General features: G+C 62.7%; 15 protein-coding genes. 2 read left to right on the top strand and 13 right to left on the bottom strand.

Translation table 11 applies throughout. From position 1 onward, the window contains the following. Positions 1-3 precede the first annotated feature (3 nt). Genes HQL98_02445 through HQL98_02425 form a run of 5 tightly spaced genes read right to left on the bottom strand, consistent with a single transcriptional unit; the run spans position 4 to position 9,342 of the window. On the bottom strand, positions 4-1,503 hold the full coding sequence (locus HQL98_02445; protein ID MBF0270923.1) for a response regulator: 1,500 nt from the start codon (positions 1,501-1,503) through the stop codon (positions 4-6). Next, positions 1,500-4,268 carry a response regulator gene (locus HQL98_02440; GenBank protein ID MBF0270922.1) on the bottom strand — a complete coding sequence of 923 codons (2,769 nt, stop codon included), beginning with the start codon at positions 4,266-4,268 and terminating at the stop codon, positions 1,500-1,502. The genes HQL98_02445 and HQL98_02440 overlap by 4 nt, the downstream gene beginning before the upstream one ends. Further along, positions 4,265-6,853 (bottom strand): response regulator, encoded by a 2,589-nt coding sequence (locus tag HQL98_02435; GenBank protein ID MBF0270921.1) that lies wholly within the window; start codon positions 6,851-6,853, stop codon positions 4,265-4,267. Before HQL98_02435 ends, HQL98_02440 begins: the two co-directional genes overlap by 4 nt. Continuing rightward, positions 6,840-7,391, bottom strand: coding sequence for a YfiR family protein (locus tag HQL98_02430; GenBank protein MBF0270920.1), 552 nt, complete (start codon positions 7,389-7,391; stop codon positions 6,840-6,842). Before HQL98_02430 ends, HQL98_02435 begins: the two co-directional genes overlap by 14 nt. 7 nt (positions 7,392-7,398) lie before the next feature. Beyond that, positions 7,399-9,342: a TonB-dependent receptor gene (locus tag HQL98_02425; protein MBF0270919.1), complete on the bottom strand. Its 1,944-nt coding sequence runs from the start codon at positions 9,340-9,342 to the stop codon at positions 7,399-7,401. 192 nt (positions 9,343-9,534) lie between these two features. On the opposite strand from HQL98_02425, the gene tkt reads away from it, so the two are divergent. Both tkt and HQL98_02415 read left to right on the top strand, forming a co-directional pair. Beyond that, positions 9,535-11,487, top strand: coding sequence for a transketolase (gene tkt, locus HQL98_02420; GenBank protein MBF0270918.1), 1,953 nt, complete (start codon positions 9,535-9,537; stop codon positions 11,485-11,487). Between the two features lie 263 nt (positions 11,488-11,750). Continuing rightward, complete coding sequence (locus HQL98_02415) at positions 11,751-12,671, top strand: diguanylate cyclase (GenBank protein ID MBF0270917.1); 921 nt, start codon at positions 11,751-11,753, stop codon at positions 12,669-12,671. A 15-nt stretch (positions 12,672-12,686) separates the two neighbouring features. Here HQL98_02415 and HQL98_02410 read toward each other — a convergent pair whose 3' ends face one another. The 8 genes from HQL98_02410 to HQL98_02375 all read right to left on the bottom strand — a co-directional run bounded on the left by HQL98_02410 (position 12,687) and on the right by HQL98_02375 (position 24,461). Next, positions 12,687-13,217 (bottom strand): hypothetical protein, encoded by a 531-nt coding sequence (locus tag HQL98_02410; protein ID MBF0270916.1) that lies wholly within the window; start codon positions 13,215-13,217, stop codon positions 12,687-12,689. Then, complete coding sequence (locus tag HQL98_02405; GenBank protein MBF0270915.1) at positions 13,214-14,254, bottom strand: AAA family ATPase; 1,041 nt, start codon at positions 14,252-14,254, stop codon at positions 13,214-13,216. Before HQL98_02405 ends, HQL98_02410 begins: the two co-directional genes overlap by 4 nt. A gap of 25 nt (positions 14,255-14,279) precedes the next feature. Further along, positions 14,280-15,623, bottom strand: coding sequence for a diguanylate cyclase (locus HQL98_02400; protein ID MBF0270914.1), 1,344 nt, complete (start codon positions 15,621-15,623; stop codon positions 14,280-14,282). Between the two features lie 13 nt (positions 15,624-15,636). After that, positions 15,637-16,929 carry a diguanylate cyclase gene (locus HQL98_02395; protein MBF0270913.1) on the bottom strand — a complete coding sequence of 431 codons (1,293 nt, stop codon included), beginning with the start codon at positions 16,927-16,929 and terminating at the stop codon, positions 15,637-15,639. A 16-nt stretch (positions 16,930-16,945) separates the two neighbouring features. After that, positions 16,946-20,044 (bottom strand): divergent polysaccharide deacetylase family protein, encoded by a 3,099-nt coding sequence (locus tag HQL98_02390; protein MBF0270912.1) that lies wholly within the window; start codon positions 20,042-20,044, stop codon positions 16,946-16,948. Then, positions 20,041-21,585: a PDZ domain-containing protein gene (locus HQL98_02385; protein ID MBF0270911.1), complete on the bottom strand. Its 1,545-nt coding sequence runs from the start codon at positions 21,583-21,585 to the stop codon at positions 20,041-20,043. The genes HQL98_02390 and HQL98_02385 overlap by 4 nt, the downstream gene beginning before the upstream one ends. A gap of 102 nt (positions 21,586-21,687) precedes the next feature. Beyond that, positions 21,688-22,875: a peptidoglycan DD-metalloendopeptidase family protein gene (locus tag HQL98_02380; protein MBF0270910.1), complete on the bottom strand. Its 1,188-nt coding sequence runs from the start codon at positions 22,873-22,875 to the stop codon at positions 21,688-21,690. Then, the gene (locus tag HQL98_02375; GenBank protein MBF0270909.1) at positions 22,872-24,461 is read right to left on the bottom strand and encodes a 2,3-bisphosphoglycerate-independent phosphoglycerate mutase; all 1,590 of its coding nucleotides are present in this window, start codon (positions 24,459-24,461) and stop codon (positions 22,872-22,874) included. The genes HQL98_02380 and HQL98_02375 overlap by 4 nt, the downstream gene beginning before the upstream one ends. Positions 24,462-24,504: the final 43 nt, after the last annotated feature.

Here is a 24,504-nt window from a genome sequence, read left to right as displayed (position 1 = left end):
GCATCACCCGGGGGAGAGTTTTTGCAGGAACGGTTCGGCTTCCGGGGGGATGGAGGTGAAATGCAGGGTTTGACGGCCATCCCCTTCGTCTTCGGTGAGCACCTTGGCGTACAGATACGGGGTGACCAGTTGTTCCTGGTGGTCGTACAGTTCGATTTGCAGGTTGGTGAGACGTTCGGCGTGCAGATCGGAAAGAATTTCCGCCAGGGGCGGGGCCAGGGCGATCAGGGTACCCATGTGTTCGTTTTGGCCGGCGTGTTTGCCCTCCATGACCCGCAACCGTACCATCAGGGGTTGTTCCAGGGGTTGCAGGGTGACTTTTTCGGGTTTGGGCAGTTGCAGGGCATAGGTTCCGTCGATGCCGCTCACCTGATGGATGGTCAAAGGGCGTCCCGCTCCCTTGGGCATCACCTCCCAGCTTTGATCGATGCGCAAGATCGGACCGCAGGCTTTGGCCGTGGCATCGGAGATCAGAATCTGTCCGCCCACGGTCAAGGATTCGATGCGGGCGGTCAGGTTGATGGCGCTGCCCACCACCCCGTATTTGGTGCGTTTGTCCGAGCCGATGTTGCCCGCCACCACCATGCCGGTGTTCAGCCCCACCCCCATCATGAACTCCGGAAAATGGCGTTGCCGGTTTTCCGCGTTGACCCGGCCCATGGCCTGCTGCATGGCCAGGGCGCAGGCCACCGCCCGCTGGGGATCGTCCGGGCGGCTGATGGGGGCGCCGAACAAAGCCAGAATCCCGTCCCCCATGAACTCGATGATCGTGCCATTATAGTGCAACAGGATTTCGGTCATCACCTCCAGATAGCGGTTGAGCATCATCACCACATCTTCCGGCGCGCGCCGTTCGCTCAACAGGGTGAATCCCCGCAGATCGGACATCATCACCGTCACTTCCCGTTTTTCCCCTCCCAGACGCAGTCCGTCGGGTGAGTCGAGGATGGTGGCCACCACATCCTCGGACATGTAACGTCCGAAGGTGGAACGGATGAAGCGGTTGGCCCGATCCAGCAGATCGTTGGCTTTTTTCTGTTCGGACAGCACCGCCACCAGATTGTCGTTGAGATGGCGGATCTCCTGATTGCTTTGTTCGATCTGTTCCCGGGCCAGTTTCAGTCCGAGGTGGGTCTTGACCCGGGCCCGCACCACCGGCGCGGAAAACGGTTTGGTGATGTAATCCACCGCGCCCACGGCGAATCCCCGGGCTTCGTCCTCGGTATCCCCCTGGCCGGTGACGAAAATGATCGGAATGCCCCGGGTGCGGGGATTGTCCCGCAGTCGGCGGCACACCTCGAAGCCGTCCAGACCCGGCATGATGATATCCAGAAGAATCAGTTCCAGGGTGCCGTTCTGGGCCAGACGCAGGGCATCCTGGCCATTGGTGGTCATGGACAGGTCGTACTCGTCTTTGAGCAGTTCCGCCAGCACCTTGATGTTGCCCGGCAGATCGTCCACGATCAGAATGCGGGAGCGGTTGGTTTTCGCGAGTGTGTTCATGATCTTTCCTTGCCGGGAGTGCCCGGTCTGTTTTCGTTTGGCAGCGGGGGAGCCTCTCCGGGCAGCGTGGATATGGCGTTGCAGACCCGATACAACGCCTCGGCCAAGCATTCGAGCCGCTCCGGCCAGCCTTCCGTTTCCTGGTTGCGCAGTGCGGTTTCGATGGCGCCCGCCGCCTGCTGAATCTCGACAGCCGCCAGATTGCCCGCTGTGCCTTTCAGGGTGTGCATCAGTCGCAACGCCTGAGCCAACGACTCCGGACCACCCTGGATCACCAGTCGGCCCACCTGTTCCCCGGCGTCGGCGTACACCCGTTTGAACTCCCGCAACAGGCCATGGGCCAGGAGCCAGTTGCCGTTCACCCGCTCCAGGAGGTGTGCCAGCGTGATGCCGGCCAGCGTCTCCGGCATCTCCGACAGTTCCGGATCTTGCCGGGTCCAGGGGGATTCGGTCGGGGTGATGGCCGTTTCCGGAGGGGGCGGAAAGGGATGGATCCAGCGGCGGAGGGTCGTGGACAGCACGTTGATGTCGATGGGCTTGGCCACATGGTCATCCATGCCGGCGGCCAGACACATCTCCCGGTCTCCGGTGAGGGCGTGGGCGGTCAGGGCGATGATGGGCAGTCGGGACAGACCCGGCTCGGCCCGCAAACGACGGGTGGCCTCGCAGCCATCCATGCCGGGCATCTGGATATCCATCAGAATGGCATCATACCGGTTTTCCCGGGCCATGTGTATGGCTTCCAGGCCGTGGGTGGCCAGTTCCACGGTTAGCCCCAGGGACTTGAGCAGCTCTTCGGCCACCTTGCGGTTGATGATGTGATCTTCCACCAGCAACACCCGGGCGCCCCGCAGTCCGTGCGTCTGGGTCGGGGAGGAGTCCGGAGCGAAGGGTGTGGCGGGAGTGGGACTGTCCACTCTGGAACGGGAGGGTGTCGGGTCGGGGAGCGATTCCGGATCCTGTTTCAGTGTCAGGGTGAAAGAAAAGGCGCTGCCTTTGCCCGGCGTGCTTTCCAGTTCGATCGTGCCTCCCATCCGTTCCACCAGATGTTTGCAGATGCTCAACCCCAGTCCGGTGCCCCCGAAGCGGCGGGTGATGGAGGCGTCCGCCTGACGGAACGGCGCGAACAGTTTTTCCTGTTGCGCCAGCGGGATGCCGATGCCGGTATCCTCGATCCGGAATGTGAGTGCAACGTGTCCTTCCGGCCCCTCCTGTCGGGTGACACGCAGTTCGACCCGGCCTTGTTCCGTGAACTTGACCGCGTTGCCCATCAGGTTGAGCAGGATCTGTTGCAATCGCACCGGATCCCCCAGCAGCCGACCGGTCTGGATCGCCGGAGGGGTGATGACCAGTTGGATCGGTTTGGATTGCACCTCGGGCCAGAACGGGGCCACACAGGCGTCCAGGATCTCCTCCAGTCGAAAGGAAGTGTGTTCCAGGGTCAGCATGCCCGCCTCGATTTTGGAAAAATCGAGAATGTCGTTGATCACCCGCAACAGTTGCCGGGCGGAATTTTTGGCCAGGGTCTGGAACTCCCGGATCTCCGGGGAGATTTCCCGGTCCAGAGTCAGGCCGATCATGCCCAGCATGCCGTTGATCGGGGTGCGGATTTCGTGGCTCATGTTGGCCAGGAACTGGCCCTTGGCCCGGTTGGCGTCCTCGGCCTCCTCCTTGGCGGCCCGCAAGGCGTCGGTCAGCCGGTGCCAGGAGTGGCCGATCTTCTGGATGTCGTGTTCCAGTCGTCCCAGAAAACGGGTGAAAAATCCCACCAGCAGCAACAGAATCAAGCCCATGCTCCCCAGTACCATGTTTTGATGGGTGCGCATGAGCTGGTCAAAGCGGTCCAGTTCCAAGGCGCCCACCAGCCGGGCCACGATCTGTTGGTTGGAATCGGCGATGGGAATGGAGAAATAATGGATGCCATGGTTTTTCGGAGTCCGGAACAGGGTGCGGACCGGTTGGGTCAGACGCCACAATTCGCCGGCCATGTAGTCCGTCAGCCCCGGGGGATAGGTCATGGACTGGACGTGGCCGATATGCACCACATCGGCGAAGGTGTGCCAATCCACGGTGATCTCTTGTATCCGGTAGTGGTCGTTCCGGTCCGTCTCTTCCATGTGTTCTCGATGGACAAAGGTGAAAAAACGGGTGTTGAAACGGTGTTCCAGCTCTTCCGTGAGATAGGCGGCCTCCTTGACGATCTCCAGATAACCGATGCGTCGATCCCCATCCTGCCAGGGGAGGGTGGCCCGCAGGGAGAGGGTGCCCGCCAGTCCCAGCTCCATGGCGTGGGCGAAGCGTCCGGTTTCCGCGGAGCGGGCCAACAGGGTACGGGGAATCCGGTCGCCGTGATGGGCCGGATTGTGGACCCGCAGAAAATTGGTGCGATCCATCCGGTGAAAATACAGATGGGTGATGTTGTGGATGCGCAATGTCTCCAGCAGGGGCAGGCTCTGCCGCAACAATCCCTCCCGGTCTTCGGCCAGAAAGCGTTCCTTCAGACCGGGCAGGGCGGCGATCAGGGTCAACTGGGTTTCGAAGTGGCGGGCCTGCCGGGTCCATTCGTCTTGCAAGGCGTCGGAGATGGTCTGGACCCGCAGACGGGCCAGACCGGTTTCGACCTCGGCGGCCAGCCAGTCCAGGGAGAGGGAAAAGACCACCAGCAGTCCGAACAGCGCGCCGAACAAAGGCCACAGCACAGGCCACAGAATGCGCATTGGACGCGGTTGTCGCGGCAGGTCGGCAGGGGGGAGCGGGGGCGTCATGGCCCCTCCTTGCTGTCCACCACGCCCAGGGTGCTGGCGAGCACCGCCACCCCCGCCAGGGCTGCGTTGAAATCGAAACGATCCAGATCGACGGCCAGCCGGGTGAGGATTTTATCGGCCCGGTCGTCGTTTCCGGTCCAGCGTCGGATCTCCTCCAGCAGGGTCAACGCCTCGAAGTCGTTGGCGCGGATCGCCTTGGCCAAAGCGCGGAGCAAAGGCGCGAGCCGTTGGGGATCCTGCGGACCGGGGAGCGGTTCCGGGGCCGGGGTGCAGGTCGCGGGCAGGGTGGCGATGGCCTCCAGCACGGTGTTGAGTGCGGTGGAGAAATGGGCCAGCCGTTCCGACCACAGGCGGCGCGTGTCGTTGCGGATCACCCCTTCCAGCTCCCGCGCCGCGTCATGCACCCCCATGGCTCCCACATTGCCCGCCATTCCCTTGAGCGCATGCATCATACGGCTGGCCTGTTCCCGTGTTTCCGGCGTCGGACGGGTCAGATCCTGGCGCAGGCGCGCCTCCACCCCGTCGAACTGGTCGCGAAACTCCCGCAACAGCCGGTGCAACAGCGGCCAGTTGCCGTTGAGCCGCTCCAGCGCGATGCGCAGTTCGATTCCCGCCAGATGGTCGGGAGGCGGGATGATCCGGGAGGGGGCGGACGGTCCGGATGCGGATTGCGGGGCCGAGGCGCCGATCCCCTCCCGGGGGCGGATGTGGTGCAGCAGGGTGGCGAACAGCCGTTGCCGGTCGATGGGCTTGGTCAGGTGATCGTTCAGTCCGGCGGCCAGGGAGAGTTCCCGGTCTCCGGTCATGGCGTGGGCGGTCATGGCGATGATGGGCAGATTCGCCAGTCGGGCGTGACGGCGAATGCCCCGGGTGGCGGCGTATCCATCCATCACCGGCATTTGCAGATCCATCAACACCAGATCGAAGGGGTGGCGGGTCGCCTGATCCAGGGTCTGCTGGCCGTTTTCCGCCACGGTCACCTCCACGTCAACCATGTTCAGGATCTCCTCGGCCACCAGCCGGTTGATGGCATTGTCCTCCGCCAACAGAATCCGCGCCCCCCGGATGCGTGCCCGGACCGTTTCCAGGTCGGCGGTGTCGGATTGCGGATTCGGTTCCGTCGAGTCGTCGGGGGCGGGCCGAAAGGCGGCGGTGAAACGGAAGGTGCTGCCGGCGCCCGGACTGCTTTCCACCCAGATGCGACCGCCCATCATGGCCACCAGACGCTTGCAGATGGCCAGACCCAGACCGGTGCCGCCGAACTGGCGGGTGGTGGAGCTGTCCGCCTGGGTGAAGGGGATGAACAGACGGTCGATCTGCTCGGCGGTGAGTCCCACCCCGCAGTCGCTGACGGCGAATTCCAGTTCCACCCGTTCCGGGGTGGCGCTCAAGGTGGTGATGGTCAGCGCCACGGGGCCGCCGCCGGTGTGGGAGAATTTCAAGGCGTTGCCGATCAGGTTCAACAGCACCTGTTCCAGCCGCAGGGCGTCCCCCAGCAGTGTCCCGGTGTACCGGTCCGGATTGTCGAGCATCAGGGGAATCTTTTTTTCCGCCGCTTGCAGGCCGAACAGATCGACCATCTGCTTGAAGATCGTGTCGAGGGTGAAAGGGGCCTGCTCTAAGTCGAGCTTGCCCGCCTCGATCTTGGAGAAGTCCAGAATGTCGTTGAGAATGCGCAACAAGGCGCGGGAGGCGCTGGCGATCTTGTTCAAAAAGAGTTTGGGGCGCTCCTCCAGAGGGGTCTGCAAGGCCAGATCGGTCAGCCCGATGATGGCGTTCATGGGGGTACGGATTTCGTGGCTCATGTTGGCCAGAAATTCCGATTTGGCATGGGTGGCCCGTTCCAGGGCGGCCCGTTCCCGGGCCAGTTCTCCGGCCATTTGCTGAAAGGTGCGGGCCAGTTGGCCGACTTCGTCTGCGGAGTGGATCTGGATCGGGGTGTCGAAACGTCCCTGACCAATGGCGCTGGCCGCCTCCCGCAGGGATTCGATGGGCACGGTGATCCATTTCTGGATGCGCAGGGCCATGAAAAAGGTGAGGGAGAGGGTCAGCACCAGAATCACCAGACTCAACAGGGAACGCATCATCATCTCGGCTTGCAGGTCATCCATATGGGCGTGAATGAGAATCGAGCCGATGGGTTCTCCTTCCAGCAGGATCGGTTGCCGCAGCACCAGTTCGCTGTTTTCATAATGGATCGAATGGTCCAGGGCGTTGCCGGGGGACAGAAAGTTTGCATCCTGGTGGGCGTGTTCGGTGCGGATGAACGTGGCGAAGGTTTGCCCGTCCGGGGTGAACAGGGTGGCGGATTGGACGTTGTGATTGGCTTCCAGGGCGTTCAGCACCTGCCGGGCGGTTTCCGGATCGTTGAAGGTGAGGGCCGCACGACTGTTGAAGGCGATGATGGCGGTTTGGATGTCGATGTTTTTGGTCAGGGAGTCCCGTTCCTGGAAATATTCCACCAGCGAAAAGGCCAGGGTGACCAGCAGCAGCGTGACCCCGGTGAGCAGGGTCATGATGAGCATCAGCTTCTTGCGGATCGAAAGATCCTGGAAGCGACCGATGATCCGGTTATTTGAGGACATGGCCCACCTGCAGCAGTGTGGCGTGGATTTTCAGGCCGGATTGGAGCGCGACCTCCTGGTTGATGGTGAAACGCAAGGTGTCGTTGACCCGCGTGAAGTGGATCATGCCTCCCTGCCGGGCGAATTCCGGCTGATCGCCCACCGTGAGTACCGGTTTGTCCTGAAGGGTTTCCAGGATGGCGGGCAGGTGCCCGTGTTCCGAGTCGGCGATGAACAGCAGATGACACCCGATGGTGTCGGCGGGATTGTCCGGCTGGCGGATGGTGATGGGATGGCTGCCGACGCTTTTGTTTCCCAGGGCGTTGAGGATCGGACCCAGGGTGTTGGGACCGAACACGCACAACTGAAAGGGATCCCGGTCGTGGGCGAAGGCCGCGGGAGGCCAGGTGATGAACTTGGTGAATTGATACAGATAGGCCCCTTTGAGTTGGGATTCGGAAGGGGGGTCCGCATGGAGCGCAGGCATCCCGCTGACCGTCAGGGTCAGGAGCATCCACAGCGGCCGCAGGCGCCGCACCAGGGAGCGCAAGGGATTCATGGGGGGATCAGAAGTTCCAATCCAGGCTGGCCAGGAAGGCCCGGGGCACCTCGCTGGCGATCACGCTGGTGCCGGTGAACTCCGGATGGCGGTCGTCGAGGAGATTTTGGGCCATCAGGCTGACCCCCACGGCAGGAACCGGACGCCACCCCAGACGCACATCCAGACGGGTGACGGCGGGAATGGACAGATGATCCAATCGATCCATGGAATACAAAGCCGTGTCCAGTTCCAGGTCGTGGGGCAGATCCAGCAGGGAGCGCAACTGCCATTGATGCCGGGGGGTGTCGTCGGCGGTGGCTGGAGAGAGGGTGTCGGTGCTGCCGTTGATGACATCGATGTTCATTTTGAGCCAAGTGTGGCTGGCCCGCAGTTTCCAGGTTTCGGTGGCCCGCCACTCCACGGCGCTCTCCAGGCCGTAGGTGCCGGCCAGCGCCTTGTTGTCGTAGGTGTTGCGCAAGGTCACGACGGGAAAGAAGGTGGTCGGCAGGGCTTCGAGGGAGACCAGATGGTCGTAGCGGTTGTAGAACGTGGCCATCTCCAGGGAGAATGCGGGGGTGAACTGGGCGCGGTAGCCCAGTTCGTAGGCCAGCAGGGTCTCCGAGATGATGCGGGGATTGCCCACCACCGACAGAATGGTCCCCGGAGCGATGGGGGCGGCCAGCCGGAAATCCGCGTCCACCCGCGACGGGGTGCGCACCGCCCGGGAGATCGCGCCCCACAGGGTATGACCGTCGTTGACCCGCCACAACAACCGGGTGTTGGGTTGCCACTCCACGCCGGTGTGATCGTTGTGTTCCAGCTTGGTGCCGAGGGTCCAGCGCCAGTCCGGGTGCAAGGTGATTTCGTCTTGCGCGAACAGGCTGAAAGTTTGATCTTGCCGTTCGGAGTGGGCCCACTGGATCACCGGAGTGGTGTTGAGCTGCATGGTCACCAGCCGGTATCCCGCTCCCCACATCACGGCGTGGTCGTGGTGACGGAAACCCGCTTGCCAATCCAGATCGTAGGTATTGGTCTGCTCGAAGATGGTATCGACATTGCGGTCGAAATACAGTTGCAGCGACCAGTTGCGCTCGTCCGGCAGGGTTTTGGACCAGCGGGTCAGCAGATGGCCCCCCTGTTTTTCTCCCGGGACCGATGTTTCATCGACTGCATGGAGATCCCCCTGGAAGGTCATTTGATCGTGGGGGGAGAGGCTCCAGTCGGCGCGGAATCCCCCCCGTTTTCCATGCCAGTCGTCTTGGGCCGGCTGGTTGTTGGCCCGCAGAAAGGAGTCGTGGTCGAACCCTTTGGCGTAGATCCGGTAATTCAGACTCTCTCCCATTTTCCCCCCGTGGCGAATCGACCCTTGCAGGGTCTCGGAACTGCCCGCCGACGCGCTGAGCCGTGTGCCCTGGGTGTCCGCGGCCTTTTTGGTGATGATGTTGATCACGCCGTTGACCGCGTTGGCCCCCCACAGGGTGGCTCCCGGTCCCCGGATCACCTCGATGCGTTCCACGTCGGCCAGCAGTACGTCCTGACGGTTCCAGTTCACCCCGGCGAACAGCGGGGTATACAGGGTGCGACCGTCCATGAGCACCAGCAGTTTGTTGGAATACTGGGCATTGAATCCCCGCGCCGTGATCGCCCAGGTGTTGGCGTTGATCCGGGCCACGTTCAGACCCGGAACCAGCCGCAGCAGTTCCGGAATCGAGGTCAGGCCGGAACGGCGGATCTGCTCTTGATCGATCACCGTGACCGCGGCGGCGGTATCCACCAGCTTTTGATCCTTGCGGGCCGCCGAGGTGAGACGGATTTGCGCCAGCTCCTTGAAATCCATCTCCAGCAGCCGTTCCAGATGGTCTTTTTCGTCTCCGTCGGCCCGGCCTGATCCCGGAATCAGAAGCGTGGCCAGGGTCAACGCGGACAACAGCCGGGAAAGGCCGGATCGGTGGGATGGGATCGGTTTCATGGGTTGGCTGGTCTCCCTTGAGGGAAAAATGTCTCCGGCAACAGAACCGTTGGACACCCCGGGGGCGTTGTTCAAGAGCGGTTTCGTCCCCACTCTTTTCATGTTACAACGGATTGGGTTTGGCCACATCCGGAAAAATGGAAGATGGGTTGCCAGGGTTTCCGTTATTTCTCATTATGTTAGGATCTATTCATGAATCTTGATCTGGATGCTTTGTGCGTCACCACTCTGCGTATGCTCGCCGTGGACATGGTGGAACAGGCCCAATCCGGCCATCCCGGCATGCCTCTTGGCGCAGCGCCCATGGCTCATGTGTTGTGGAGCCGTTTTTTGCGTCATGATCCGTCGAACCCGGACTGGCCGGATCGGGACCGTTTCGTGCTCTCCGCCGGACATGGTTCTGCTTTATTGTATGCCTTGTTGCATGTGTCGGGCTATGACCTCTCCCTGGATGAACTGAAAAATTTTCGCCAGATGGGCAGTCGCACACCGGGTCATCCGGAATACGGCCTCACTCCGGGGGTGGCCTGCTCCACCGGTCCGCTGGGTCAGGGGTTGGCCATGGGCGTGGGCATGGCCATGGCCGAGCGGCTGTTGGCCGGGCAGTTCAACGGTCCGGATGGCACCCTGGTGGATCATCGGGTCTATGTGCTGGCCTCCGACGGGGATCTGATGGAGGGGGTGTCGGCGGAAGCCGCTTCTTTGGCGGGTCATCAGCGGTTGGGGAAATTGATTGTCTTGTACGACGACAACCGTATTTCGATTGAAGGCAGCACGGAATTGACCTTCACCGAGGATGTGGCGGCCCGTTTCCGCGCCTATGGCTGGCATACCCTGGCGGTCGAGGACGGAGAGGATCTGGAGGCCATCGCCCAGGCCATCGCCGCCGGACAGGCGGAGCAGGAGCGCCCCACCCTGATCCGGGTACGCACCTATATCGGTCATGGTTCCCCTCTGGCGGGATCCGCCTCGGTCCACGGCGCTCCTTTGGGCGCGGAACGGTTGGCCGCCACCCGAACCTTTTATCACTGGCCCGCGACGGCCTTTCATGTGCCCGAAGCGGTGGTCGGCTATCGCAACGGCGTGGTGGAACAGGGGCGGCAATGGTCCGGAGCCTGGGCCGGCAAGGTCCAGGGGATCGAGGCCCGGGATCCGGAGCGGATGATCCTGTTCCGGCAGCGTCTGGCCGGGGTGCTGCCGGAAGGGTGGGACGAGGGGCTGAACGCCCTGGACTTCGGCCACAAACCCGTGGCCACCCGGGTGGCCAGCGGCATGGCCATCAACGCCCTGGCGACCCATCTGCCCGCCCTGATCGGTGGATCCGCGGATCTGGCCCCTTCCAACAACACCCACATTCAAGGTGGAGGCGAGCGCAACATCCACTTCGGGGTGCGGGAACACGCCATGGCCGCGGTGGTCAACGGCATGGCCCTGCATGGGGGATGGATTCCGTTCTGCGCCACCTTCCTGGTGTTTTCCGACTACATGCGCGGCGCCATGCGCCTGTCCGCCCTGATGGAAACCCGGGTGATCTACGTCCTCACCCACGACAGCGTGGCCGTGGGCGAGGATGGCCCCACCCATCAACCCATCGAGCAACTCGCCGGCTTGCGCGCCCTGCCCGGATTGACGGTGTTCCGCCCCGCCGAGGCCAACGAAACCGTGGCCGCTTGGCGTCTGGCCGTCACCAGCAACACCCCTTCCGCCCTGATTCTCACGCGGCAGAACCTGCCCTTGTTGCCCGCCAATCCGGAAGGGGTGGCCCGTGGGGGTTATGTGGTCTCTCCTTGCGCCGGCGAGCCGGCCCTGGTGCTGCTGGCCAGCGGCAGCGAGGTGGCCTTGGCCATGCGGGTCAAGGAACGGCTGGTTGGCCTGGGTCACGCCGAGGTGCGGGTGGTCTCCATGCCCGCCTGGGAGTTGTTCGCCGCCCAGTCGCGGGAGTACCGGGAGTCGGTGCTTTCCACCGGGCCGCGTCTGGCCATCGAGGCCGGCGCCACCCTGGGTTGGCATCGTTGGGTCGGGGATCGGGGCGAGGTGATCGGTGTGGATCGTTTTGGCCTCTCCGCTCCGGGAGGACGGGCCATGGAAGCGGTGGGTCTTTCCGAAGAGGCGGTCACGGCGCGGGCGTTGGCGTTGCTTCACTGAGGGGGACCGGGGACCATTGACCGGTTTTTGGTGGGATCCGAGAGCGAATCCTTTGGATGTGTGCCTCTGGCGTGCTGCGCTTTTTGCGCAAAAGACGCGAAAAAAGCTTTGGCAAAAGCGCGCAAAGGCCGAAATCAACGTCAAAGGATCAAAAGCAAAACCCTGGGGGATGAATCCCCCAGACCCCCGCTTTTTTTTCAATGGTGGGAGTGATAATGATTTGAGAATTGAAAAATCGGAAAGGCCGATGATGGGGGTAGGACATGCAGCAGGAAGAGAGTCGTCCCAAGGTGTTGATCGTGGACGACGAGACGGTCAATATCGATGTGTTGTCCGGATTGCTCAAACCGCATTACCGGGTGGTGGCGGCCAAGAGCGGTGAAATGGCCCTCCAGCGATTGGAGAGTCAACCGTTGCCGGATTTGATCCTGCTGGATGTGGTGATGCCGGGAATGAACGGTTTCGAGGTGTGTGAAAGTCTCAAGAACCAGCCCCGCACCCGTGATATTCCGGTGATTTTCATCACCGCCAGCATCAGCGAGTCGGACGAGATCCGGGGATTTGCCGCTGGCGCGGTGGATTACATCGCCAAGCCCTACCGTCCGGCGATCGTGTTGGCCCGGGTCAAGACCCACATCGAACTGAAACGCCGCGGGGACATGCTGGAGCGGTTGGCGATTCTGGATGGTCTGACCAGCATTCCCAACCGACGGCGCTTCGATCAGTTTCTGGAGTACGAGTGGTTCCGTTCCATGCGCTACGGTCACCCGTTTTCCCTGCTGTTGATGGATATCGATTTTTTCAAGCTTTTCAACGATTATTACGGTCACACCCACGGGGATCACTGTTTGCGTCAGGTGGCGGGAGCCATTGTGCGGGCCATGCCCCGGACCATCGATCTGGCGGCCCGTTATGGCGGCGAGGAGTTTGCCTGTGTCCTGCCGGAAACCACTCTGGCCGGCGGACGCGCCGTGGCCGAACGCATCCTGAAGGCCGTCAGCGACTTGGCCATCCCCCATGCGGCCTCCAAAGCCGCCGGGCATGTCACCTTGAGCATCGGCATCGCCTGCATGACTCCCACTTTGGAAAGACAGTCCGTGGATTTGATCGGTCAGGCCGATCAGGCGCTGTACCTAGCCAAACGCGGCGGTCGCAACCGGGTGGCGTTTCTGGAGGTGGCGTGAGGCCCGGACCCGGTTTCAGGCGTGACGCACCGGCCACTTGGGAAAAAGGCGATTCCATGCGGCCACATGAACGACTGCACAACTTTCAGCAAATCCCAATTGCCAGCGGCGGGAGACCCGGCCCACCGGCAACTCCTGCTGAAGCGTTTTTTGCATATGGAGGTTGAAGGCATTTTCAAAGGTCAGCAGACAAATATAGCGAATCGGCTTGTCCACTTTCTGTTCGGCATGGCGAAACAGATAAGTGTCGCGAAATTTGTATTTTAATAGTTCTTTCAACCGCTTGAACGGACTTGACTCCTGGGGGCACTGGCAGGGGTCTCTGGGGCAGGGATTCCTTTCTTGTGATTGGGTATAGCGGTCTGTATCGAAAATATCTTTCATTTCGACAAACAGATAACACTCCTGCAACTCCACAATCAGATCGACCGCCTTCATCATCTGCGCATCGTGATAACCGGGTTTTGTTTTATCTTTTTCGTCAAAGACAAACACGTCGATGGCATCTGTAAAATCAAAATCGAACCCATCCGCCGTGATCTTCATCGGCCCAGTGTGCCCATGGACTTGACGATATCCCGATCCATCATGTCGCCAAAGGCTTCATCGATGGTATTGTGGGCGATCTCCAGATAGTGGTTGGCCTGGGTTGCCTGGATTTCATGAGTTTCCGGATCCCGGTAGAGGCTGTGATACAGGATTGCGTCACCGGGACGGGTTTGCAGATCCACTTCTTTGAGAATAATGTAGTCATGGGTGGTCAGGAAAATTTGCACCCCCATGCGTTGCAGTTCCAGCAGGATTGCCACGATGGTTTTCATGATGCGCGGGTTCAGATTGGTTTCCGGTTCATCCCAGAACAGCACCGAACCTTGCAGCAGCGTGCCATTTTGAATCAGGAGCCAAAGCAGGGCCAGTTTGCGCATCCCCTCGGCCAGCAACGTGAACTCCAACTCCCCTTGTTCATTCTTGAGGAAAAATTCTTCGTTCTTTTGAATGACCTTGCCATTCATGGCCTTTTGCAAGATTTCCAGCAGACTCTTGCGCGGGGTATCCACGCCGCCCCGGAGCAGGGGAAGCGAGGCGCGACTGATGATATCCGCATAAATTTCTTCAAAATGAATATCTCTCAATTCATACAAGGAGCGAAAACCGGGAGCGTTGGCCATCATATCCTTCACCGGAATATAGACCGACTCCAAAGGATGGGCCAACCACTGTTTGGAGGCCCCGGAAACGGTTGCCTTGTCGGGTGTCTTGGTGTGATTGGAGAGTCTCAAGCGGATCGCGATCGGCTTGGGTGGCGTATTGACATGGCGGACCACTTCCACAGATCCTTCCGTACTCACGGTCTTGCGTTTGGCCAAGCGACCGATCTGTTCTCCGGAGGGCAGAAAGACCTTGTTGATTTTCTCGGCGAGACTTTTTTTGCTCTTGGTGATGTCGCACGCGGCATAGAGTACTTTGAGGATATGGGTTTTGCCCGTGCCGTTGGCGCCGATCAGAATATTGAGGCCGCTGGAAAATGTGACTTCAAGATGTTCAAAAGCCGTGAATTTTTCCAGTTTGATTTTGTGTAACATGTTTTTTTTGGATCCTCCCTTGGGATCACACCCGCGGATCCGCCAGTCGCACGGGTTGGGACTCCTCTGCCAGGGCCGATTTGGACTCCAGTTCCGCCAGTCCCAGCAGTCGCTCGTCGGTGAGGCCGTCGATCCAGGGCACCACCCCGAAGCCCAGACGCAGGATCACCAGGGCGTCGTTGAGTTCGTAGCGTTCCCGGCCCAGGCTCGCGTGCATGGAATGGGCCAGGGCCATGGCCGCGGCACCGTCGGAGCCGGGGCACAGTAGGGCGAAACACTCTTCGCTCCAGCGGGCCAGATACTCTTCCGGTCCCGGCAGGGTGGTCATGCGGGCCGCCAGGGCGGACATTACCTGGGTGACCCGTTCCCGACCCAGGGAGCGGGTCATCTCGTCGTATTCGTCCACCCGGATGAACATCACCGAAAATAGGCGGGGTGGTCGTTTCTCTCCGGGGAGGGGTTCCATGACCCGGGCCAGCCGTGCCAGAAAGGCGAAACGGTTGGGCAGACCGGTGGAGGTATCCACCAGGGTTTCGTCCCGGGAGGCCATCAGGGCGTTTTCCGCCCGGCGCAGCAGATTCTGAAACTGTCCCACCACCTCCTGACTCCGGGCCAGAGCGGTTTCCAACTCCGTGACCCGGGCCCAGTAGCCTTTTTCCTCGGCCAGCAATGCCGCCATCACCGTGTCGGGGCGGGTCAACACCTCGTCGCTCAGGCCGTGTGCCCAACTGGCGTTCGCCCCGTCCTTGCGACCGATCAACGCCGAAGCTTCCACCAGATCCGCGCCCAATACCGCCACCGCGTCGGTCATTCCCTTGCGCTCCCGCGCCCAGGAGGCCCGTCGGCGATGCTCGGTGGTGATGATCCGTCCCAGGCGGCGGTAGAGGTCGTGCCACTGGAGATTGGCCGGAGTCTGTCCCCCTCCCGAGGACAACACCACCACAGGAGCCTCCTCCTCTTCCCCCTTGTCCCAGGCTTCCAGTGCCTGCAGAGCCTGAATGGCCAACTCCGGGGCAAAGGTCGGCAACGGCTCCCGATGTCGTCCACGGGTGGCCGCCTCCTCGATCCAGGGGGCCAGCTCCGCCACCAAAGGTTCCAACTCCTCGGACTCCAGACGTTCGGCCCGGCGCACGGCGCGAATCAGTTTGCTCACCTGAAGCTGTTTTTCCCGCTCTCCGGCCAGGGCCGGCAGGGTCAGACGCTCCAGAATCAGCATGGCCGCCTCTTTCACTTCCGCCAGCTCCCGCAGGCATGGACCTCGGGTCAGCAGCTCCCGGGCCGCCATGAAGGCACCCCGCAAATCGGGTTGAGGCTCTTCCAGCAACGCCCGGATGCGGGTCAATTCGGTGGTCAACCGTTCCGATCTCATGTCCCGTCTCCCCTCAACATGGACAGATCCGCGCCGGATTCAACCGGGGTTCGCGGGTTCCGGTTTCGCGACGGGATACCGCCGCCACCCGATTGGTCAACTCCAGCATCTCATGACCGCTCATCCCCGGACCCAGGGCCACGGTACCACAATAGGCATCCAGATCGATGCCTTGTTCATCCAGCAGAAAACGGGTCTGACCCAGCATGCGTTCGATCTCCCGCACCGCCACATCGGCCCGGCTCTGATCCGAACGGGGAAACAGAATCACCAAGCGCTCCACGCTCAAACGGGCCAGATACTCCTCGTCCCGCAGATGATGACGGATCTCCCGCACCAGTCCATCCAGCAGCCGGGTTTCCCCCTCGTGGCCCAGACGCTTGACCAGGGGCACGAAATCATGCAGATGCAGCAAGGCCAGCGAAAACGGTTCGTGCAGATGGGCGGCCCGTTCCAGATGGCGCTTGAGCTGGGCCGTGAAGGCGAAACGGTCCGGCAGTCCGGTGAGGGGATCCATGAAGCCTTCGATCCGGGCCTGACCCACCGCCTCTTCCAGTTGACGCAGACGGCTTTTCAGCCGTTCCGCCATGGCTTTGCTGTCTTCGATGCGCGCCGCCAGGGAACGGGCGCGCTGACGGGCCTCTTTGCCCCGCTGACGCAACGTGGTGGCGATTTCGGATTCCCCCCGGTGGTTGGATTCCGGCTCTTCGATGGGGACCGGATGCAGGGTGTTCAGGCTTTCCAGACCCTGTTGCAGGGCTTGTCGCAACTGTTGGCGTTCGTGTTCCAGACGCAACGGGGGGGGAGGCTCCGGATTGGCCACCACCCGTTGCAACAGCGTCGCGATTTCGTTCCAGGGGGGATCCCCGGCGGTGCTGTCTTGCAAGCGGTTGGCCTCTCCGGCCACTTCGTGCATCGATTCCCCATGCAGGCGTATGGCGGTCAGCAGCCGTCCGGAAAGGGTCGAAGGCAAAGGATCCCGTCCCGGGTCCGTGGCGGGGGGACGGATGATCCAGGTGGCGGCCTTGTCCAACTGGGCGCGGGCGCCGCTCAAGGAACCGGTCTGCTGGAGTCGCTCCCGCAATCCTTCGGCCACCATCCGGGTCTCCGGATGACCCGTCAGCACCGGCATGGCCAGACGATCCAATAGCCGTACCACCGCCTTGCGGGCCGCGGCGGTCTCGTCGGCGCAGGCCGGCTTGGCGATCAATTCGTCGAGCTGCTTGCGGGCCGTGGCCAAGTGGGGGGGATGGGCCCCCAGCAGGACCAGAACCCGTTCCAGAACCCGTTCGGTGGTGGCGCTCATGGGTGAGAACTCCTGTTCAAGGGTTCGGATCCACCGGCAACACATACTCCAGCGGATCGTGGAGCACGGGGGGAGCGGTCCAGGTTTGATCGTTATCCCCTGGCGCCGTGGCCGGTTTGTGTCCCACCGCCGGAGTCCGGGAGGGGGAGGAGGTGTTCACCACAGCCGGTTTTTTGGTCTGGGTGGGAGCCGGAGCCGGCTTTTTGGCCTGGGCGGCCACCGGAGCCGGTTTTTTGCTGGTCGGGGTCGCGGCAGGTTTTTTGGCGGTCGGCGTCTGGGGCGGACTCTTGGCGTGGGAGGCCGAAGGGGGCGCTTTCACCGGGGCGGATGGCGCCGCTTGCGGGGAGGCCACCGGGTTGGCGCTTTGGGGCGGTTCGGCGGGCGCGTGGATCGCCGGGGCCACAATCGGACTTGTGATCGGCGGGATCAGGGCCGGGCTGGAGGGTGCCGGGGTCGGGCTTCTGCTCCCCGCCGCCGGGGTGGTGCCTGGAGTCGAAGATGGGGCCGGAGCCAGGATCGGTGACAGAGGTACCGGTGCCGGGCTGTTGCTCCCCATCGCCGGGGTGGTGCCTGGAGTCGAAGACGGGGCCGGAGCCAGGATCGGGGACAGAGGCGCCGGGGTCGGGCTGCTGCTCCCCGCCACCGGGGTGGTGCCTGGAGTCGAAGACGGGGCCGGAGCCAGGGTCGGGGACAGAGGTACCGGAGCCGGACTGTTGGTCCCCATCGCCGGGGCCGGGCTGGTATGGGTGGACGCCGCCGCCGGGATGGGGCTTGCGTGGGGGGGCGGCGGGACCGGGTTGAGGGGCATGGAAACCGGGGCCGGGCTTTCGTTGGGGGGCGTCGGAGCCGGGATGCTGGGCTGTGGGCTGGCCGTGGAAGGTTCGGGCTGCGGCGGTGTCGTCGGAATCGGCAGGGGGGGTTCCGAACGGGGGTGGGCCGCCGGGCTTCCACCGGACGGGGTTGGCTTGACCAGGGAGGTTTCGCTTTTGAGTTTGAAGGACTTGTCGGTTTCGGTGGCCTTGTCCGGCTGTTCCCGGCGGGTTTCCGGAGCGGTCCGGGGGCGGCTTTCTCCGGGAGTGAGAAAATGGGAGAGGCCTTCCACCTGGATGCCCCGTTTCGTGGCGGCGGGCAACCAGTGCTGCAAGGCGGTCAGGGTCTCCCGGTAGGGATGACCGATGCCGATGGCCTGACCCGTCACCCGGGCGATGTGTTCGAGTTCCGCCAGTCGGGCCTCGATGGCGGATACCCGCTGGATGTTGTCCAGAAACACATCCCGACGGGCGGCGGGAATCCCGATATTCTTGGCCCGGGCGAAGGCCACGCTGGTCTGGCTGGTGCGGCTGTCCAGGAAGAACAGTCCCCGCTCTTTCAAGACCTCCATCACCGTGTCCATGGCCGGGCGGTACTGGGTGATGCGGGAACCCATATGGTTGTTGATCCCGATCGCTTCCGGGAATTTGTCCAGATTGTGCTTCAGCACCGGGCGGATTTCGTCCGCCCCCATGCCCATGAGCAGCGCTCCCGGACCCGGTTTGATGCGGGGATAGCCCATGGGCTCCATGGGTTGATGGAGAATGATATCCTTGTGGGTCGATTTGCCGATGGTCGCCACCTGACGGGAGCCGTCCCCACCCGGGAGGATCGCCAGGGTGACGGCGTGGGGCAGGCGGGCGATGGCCAGGGAAACTGGAACATTGTAGCCCAGATCATCGATCACCACCGCCACCCGCGCCCCTTCGCGCTTCTGCTGGGCGGGCTGGGGAGGGGGCAGGGTGACCGGCTCATGGGGCAGGCTCTCCTCGTATTGCAGATCGATCTCCCCGTCGTTGTCCGATGTGGGCTGGGCGGTGGCGGAGTCGGTCGGGGGGGAGGTCTCCCCCGGAGCGGTGGTTGTTTTGGCCGGGTCCGTGGGCGGATTCTGGAGGTCGGCGTCGGTGCCAGGGGGGCCGGACGGGGCCGGGGACTCTTCGGCTTTGACCGCCGGAGTCGGGGTGTTTTCCGGTTTGGCGGATGACGGGTTGACCGACAGGGGGGAGCCGGCATCCGTCATGGTGGCGGATTTGTCGGAGTTGCCGGATTGGGCCTCCGGCGAGGGGGCCATGGGACCGGCCATGGTCACCACCGTGGGTTTGACGCCGGTCTGGGGGGTGGTGTCCCGGGCCCAAGGGGGAATCAGATAACGACCCGCCCCGATCCCCGCCAAAAACAGCAGCAGCGCCGCCACCAGGGGAATGATCCACCACTCCCGGGAGGGGGGATCGGGTTCCAGATCCTCTTCCAGCATCTCCATCACCTCTTCCCGAGGGGGAGGCGGTTCGACGTGTCGGGGGTAGGGGTCGGCTTCCGGAAATGGGGTTGGCCGGACCGCAAGATCCAGGGAGAGGAAATCGTCGGCTGCCTGGGGATCCCGGATCTCCCCCAGGGGAGAAGATGGGGTCGCGCTGGACAGCTCCCGGGCCAGGGGCGACACCGGGTCGATGGTTCCCTCCCCATGCGCCATGGGTGCGGCAGTCGGCTCCGGGGCGTGGATCCAGTCGGTCATCGGATCGGATGGCGTCAGCAGGCCGTCTGCCGGATTCGGGATCGGTTCCGGGAGCGGAAACGGGGGGTCCGTCGCTTCCGGAAGTGGGTCGGATAGAGGCTCGTCGGCCTCGGAGCCGGATTCCGGCATCGACGCCAGCAGGCGCGCCGCATGGCTGACCGCCTCCAAACTCTCTTCCGGGAGTCCCGCGTCTTCAGCCGGGTCGGGAGCCGGTGGCGGCGCGGTCAGGGGAATCTCCTGGCGCGCCGTCACCGGAAACGCTTCCGGCCTGAAGGCCGGGTCGGACGCTGCGTCCGGAATCTCTTCCGGAATGAAGGCGGCATCGAACGCCTCATCCGGAATCTCTTCCGGAATGAAGGCGGCGTCGAACGCCTCGTCCGGAATCTCTTCCGGAATGAGGTCCGTGTCGCGCTCTGCCTCCGGCAGGGCTTCCGGGGTGGCCGTCTGGCGGTTCACCGCCGCCGGAAGGGGTTCCGGCGGGGTGGGGGTTGCCGCAGGGTTCGCCGTCGCCGGAGTGGCTTCCGGGGTCGCTGCCGCGTCGGTCTCCGGCTTCGGGGAAGGTGTGTCAATCAATGTCGGCTGCCTGCCGGTTTGTTTTTGATCCGGCTTTCCAGCACCTGGAATCCCTTCAGGAGATCCAGGGCGCGTTGCAACTGGTAGTCCTGTTTGCCGTGACCGGTGACCCGATCGATGTTTTCCTCTTCGGTGGGGGTTGTTTCCCCATCGCCTTCGTCTTTTTTGGAGCCGTCATCCTTTTTGGAGCCTTTGTCCGGGGATTGATCCGGGGAGGAGGAATCCTTTTCGGGTTTTTTCTCCGGGGCGTTGTCTTTGTCCTTGTCGGGAGTCTTGGCCGGTGCGGCTTTGGGATCGGCGTCGGATTTGCCCTCTTCTCCGTTGGGTTCGGCGGGAGTGGGTTTTTCCGTCGCGGCGTCGGCGTTTTGCAGATGTCCTTTCAGATCCGCTTCCTTGGGACGGGCTTGACCTTTCTTGTCTTTGTCCTTGACATCGATGTCTTCCACCAGAATATCCGGGGCGATGCCCTTGGCCTGGATGGAGCGTCCATTGGGGGTGTAGTACTGGGCGGTGGTCAGTCGCAGTCCGGAGCCGTCGTTCAAGGGGATGATGGTCTGCACCGATCCCTTGCCGAAGGACTGGGTGCCCATGATCACCGCGCGTCGATGGTCCTGCAACGCCCCGGCGACAATCTCCGAAGCCGACGCGGATCCGCCGTTGATCAACACCACGATGGGGGCGCCATTGGCCAAGTCTCCGGCCTGGGCGTCGAAGGACATATCCTTGCCGGCGATGCGGCCTTTGGTGTAGACGATGCGGCCATCTTCCAAGAAGGCGTCGGATACCGCCACCGCCTGATCCAGCAATCCGCCGGGATCGTTGCGCAGATCCAGCACCACGCCCTTGAGTTTGCCTCCTTCGGCTTTTTTGGTCAGTTCGGCCATGGCGGTTTCCAGCAGGGGCTGGGTCTGCTCGTTGAACTGGATGATGCGCACATAGCCGATGCCGCCGGACTCTTCCCGCCATTTGACGCTGCGGATCTTGATGATCGCCCGCACCAGGGTGAAGTTCAGCGGTTTGTTCTCGCCTTTGCGGATCACTTGCAGGTTGATCTTGGAGCCGGGTTTGCCCCGCATCTTTTTGACGGCTTCCAGGAGGTCCATGTCCACGGTATTGACATCGTCGATCTTGACGATGATGTCACCGGACTTCATGCCCACCCGGAAAGCCGGGGTGTCTTCGATGGGGGAGACCACCCGGATGCCCCGGTCGTCCCGGGAGATTTCGATGCCCAGACCGCCGAATTCCCCCCGGGTATCCACACGCATTTCCTTGAAATGTTCCGGGGTCAGGAAGGAGGAATGGGGATCCAGGGTTTTGAGCATGCCTTGTATCGCGCCGTAAAGAATGGATTTTTCGTCCACCTCCTCGACGTAGTTCTGTTTGATCAGCGAGAAGACCTCCGAGAAGACCCGCAACTTCTCGTAAGTGACCTGGCTGACCGCCATCACGTTTTCGGCCATCAGATTGGCACCCACCAGGATGGTGGCCAGCACGCCGCCAAAGATCCAGGGGCGTCCGCCTCGTTTTGGATTGTTCATGGAGTCTCCCAAATTTTTGATGATTCTGCGTGGCACGCATGACACGTCCACGTTGCCATCCGGTTGTATACAAGAATCAGACCCAACCGGCCCCTGTTTTTTTTATCCTGTTCCCGCCAGCCAGCCAGCCGGATTGATGGTCTTGCCCTGGACCCGCATCTCGAAATACAGACCCGGAACGCCATCCAGCGCACCGGTATCCCCGCTTTCGGCGATGGTCTCGCCGGCCTTGACCCGATCCCCCTGGGCCACCAGAATCCGGTGATTGTGGCCGTACAGGGAGTAGACCTGATCCCCGTGCTTGAGAATCAACAGCAATCCGTAACCCCGGAACCAGTCGGCATAAACCACTTCTCCCCCGTGGATGGCGGTCACCGGGGTGTTGGACGCCACCCGATAGAACAGTCCGGGAGGACGTTTTTCCCACTTGCCCCGTACCGGATTGGGCAGTTGGCCGCGACGGCTCTGGATGCGACCGCCGCTGGCGTCGTCGTCGCCGTGTTCCCCGGCGGAAGCGTCGTCACCGGGATCCAGATCGAAATAGCCGCTCAATTTTTCCAGAAAGGCCGCCAGATGGGTTTTGGCCTGGGTCAGCTCTTCCACCTTGCGTTGGTGGAGCTGCTCTTCGTCTTTGGCGCGGCGCAGCAGTTCGGCCCGTTTGGCCCGTTCGATCTGACGGATTTTCTGTTCTTCGGTCAGGTTGGCGGTGAGCCCGTCCAGGGTGGCGGCCAGCTCCTTGCTTTTGTCGATGTCGTTGCGCAGGCGGGCCGTGGCGATGCGGAAATCGATGAACTCCTGATTGCGGGCCTTGATCAGACGGCTGTAATAGAGCATGCCCCGCCGTCCCATGGCCAGACTCTTCTGGGACAGAATGGTCCGGGCCAGCCCCTGCTCCCCCAGAACGTACATCAGCCGCAAATGACGGGCCAAACGCTGGCGCTGTTTCACCAGTTGTTCCCGGTTGGTGCGGATGCGGGCTTCCAGTTCCGGTTGCAGCCGCAGCGCCTCCCCCTGACGGGCCAGCAGTTCGCTTTGGCGCCGCTCCCCGTCGGAAAGGGAACGATCCAGTTGTTCCAACTCCTCCAGAAGCGACAGGGTTTCCCCCTTGGCCTGTCCCAGAGCCTGTTGTTCCCGCACCAGTTCCCGCACCGTGCGGTTGAGTTGCAGGCGTCCCCGTTCCAGGGTGACATGCTCCTGATTGTCGATTTCGCTGGCCGCCGGCAGGAGACTGGGGATCAGCAGCAGAGCCCAGGCCACGGCCAGGATGAGTCCGTGATGACGGGTGCTCAAGGGGTGGGATCCCCGTCGGTGGTCAGGTTGGACACCAGCGACCGGCCTGTCATTTCCGAGGGCACGGGCAGACCCATGAGCGTCAGAATGGTGGGAGCCACGTCGCACAAGCGGCCATCGGCCAGTTCCAGGGAGCGGGTGCCCACATGGAGCAGCGGGGCCGGATTGAGGGTATGGGCCGTGTGGGGGCCGCCGTTGTCCTCGTCTTCCATGCAATCCGCGTTGCCGTGATCGGCGGTGATCAGCAGTTCTCCCCCCCGGGCCAGAACCGCCTCCGCCACCCGACCCAGACATCGATCCACGGTCTCGATGGCGATGACCGCCGCGTCGAACCGGCCGGTGTGACCCACCATGTCCGGATTGGCGTAGTTGATCACCATGAAATCATACGTCCCGGATTCGATCCGTTCCACGATCCGGTCGGTCAGCTCTTCAGCCGACATTTCGGGTTGCAGATCATAGGTGGCCACCCGGGGCGAGGGCACCAGCAACCGATCCTCGCCGGGAAAGCAGACCTCCTGTCCGCCGTTGAAAAAATAGGTGACATGGGCATATTTTTCGGTTTCCGCCGCCCGGAGTTGACGCACTCCCCGCAGGGACAACACTTCCCCCAGGGTCATGGTCGGGGTGTGCGGCGGAAAGGCCACCATCACCCCCGGCAGGGTGGGATCGTGTTCGGTCAGACACAGGTATCCGGCCAGCCGCGGACGGGACGGACGGGGAAAATGGGCGAACCCGCCGATCCCCTGCGCCGGGTCCGGATCCGGATCCAGCAGGGCGTGGGCCAGTTCCCTGGCCCGGTCCGCCCGGAAATTCATCATCAGCACGCCGTCGTGGTCCGCCAGCACGGCGATGCGGCCCTGGGGGTCCGGAATGAGACAGGGTTGCACGAATTCGTCGTCTTCGCCCCGGGCGTGGGCCTGCCGGACCGCCTCCAGGGCGGATGAGGCCCGATGGCCTTCCCCTTGCACCAGCATGGCGTAGGCCCGGGCCACCCGATCCCAGCGTTTGTCCCGGTCCATGGCCCAGTAGCGTCCGCACACCGAGGCGATCCGTCCGGCCCCCAGGGTGGCCAGATCCGCCTCGAACGCTTCCAGAAACTCCGGGGCCGAACGGGGTGGGGTATCCCGTCCGTCGAGGAAGGCGTGGACGAAAATGTTTTGCGCCCCCAGATCACGGGCCGCCTGCACCGCGCCGATCAGGTGTTTTTGATGGGAATGGACCCCGCCGGGGGACAACAATCCGAGAATGTGGACCGCCCCTCCCTGTTGCGTGGCCCGTTGCACGGTTTCCACCAGCGCCGGAGTTTCTTTCAAGGCGCCGGCCCGTACCGCCCGATCCACCCGGGTGAAATCCTGATACAGAATCCGACCCGCTCCCAGATTGGCGTGTCCCACCTCGGAGTTGCCCATCTGGCCTTCCGGCAGACCGACCTCCTCACCCGAAGTGTGCAGCAGCGCGTGGGGACGGGTGTGCCACCACCGGTCGAAACAAGGTGTGCGGGCGTGATGGATGGCATTCTGGCGGGTTTGGCCGCGTATGCCCCAGCCGTCCAGCACGATCAGAAGCAGGGGTTTGGGTTGCATGGTTCTGTTGGGACTCCTCGGGTCGGGCGTGCTCGATGGGGTA

The organism is Magnetococcales bacterium, from assembly GCA_015231755.1.
In the GTDB taxonomy this organism is placed as follows: domain Bacteria; phylum Pseudomonadota; class Magnetococcia; order Magnetococcales; family Magnetaquicoccaceae; genus Magnetaquiglobus.
Note: the sequence above shows the minus strand (reverse complement) of the source record. Positions and strands in the feature narration are given on the sequence as shown.

Excerpts from the sequence above, each read along its gene's own strand:
- HQL98_02415 (MBF0270917.1), top strand. The coding sequence starts at position 11,751 with ATGCAGCAGGAAGAGAGTCGTCCCAAGGTGTTGATCGTGGACGACGAG.
- HQL98_02410 (MBF0270916.1), bottom strand. The coding sequence starts at position 13,217 with ATGAAGATCACGGCGGATGGGTTCGATTTTGATTTTACAGATGCCATC.
- HQL98_02385 (MBF0270911.1), bottom strand. The coding sequence starts at position 21,585 with ATGAACAATCCAAAACGAGGCGGACGCCCCTGGATCTTTGGCGGCGTG.
- HQL98_02445 (MBF0270923.1), bottom strand. The coding sequence starts at position 1,503 with ATGAACACACTCGCGAAAACCAACCGCTCCCGCATTCTGATCGTGGAC.
- HQL98_02435 (MBF0270921.1), bottom strand. The coding sequence starts at position 6,853 with ATGTCCTCAAATAACCGGATCATCGGTCGCTTCCAGGATCTTTCGATC.
- HQL98_02440 (MBF0270922.1), bottom strand. The coding sequence starts at position 4,268 with ATGACGCCCCCGCTCCCCCCTGCCGACCTGCCGCGACAACCGCGTCCA.
- HQL98_02395 (MBF0270913.1), bottom strand. The coding sequence starts at position 16,929 with ATGAGCGCCACCACCGAACGGGTTCTGGAACGGGTTCTGGTCCTGCTG.
- HQL98_02425 (MBF0270919.1), bottom strand. The coding sequence starts at position 9,342 with ATGAAACCGATCCCATCCCACCGATCCGGCCTTTCCCGGCTGTTGTCC.
- tkt (MBF0270918.1), top strand. The coding sequence starts at position 9,535 with ATGAATCTTGATCTGGATGCTTTGTGCGTCACCACTCTGCGTATGCTC.
- HQL98_02405 (MBF0270915.1), bottom strand. The coding sequence starts at position 14,254 with ATGTTACACAAAATCAAACTGGAAAAATTCACGGCTTTTGAACATCTT.
- HQL98_02375 (MBF0270909.1), bottom strand. The coding sequence starts at position 24,461 with ATGCAACCCAAACCCCTGCTTCTGATCGTGCTGGACGGCTGGGGCATA.
- HQL98_02400 (MBF0270914.1), bottom strand. The coding sequence starts at position 15,623 with ATGAGATCGGAACGGTTGACCACCGAATTGACCCGCATCCGGGCGTTG.
- HQL98_02430 (MBF0270920.1), bottom strand. The coding sequence starts at position 7,391 with ATGAATCCCTTGCGCTCCCTGGTGCGGCGCCTGCGGCCGCTGTGGATG.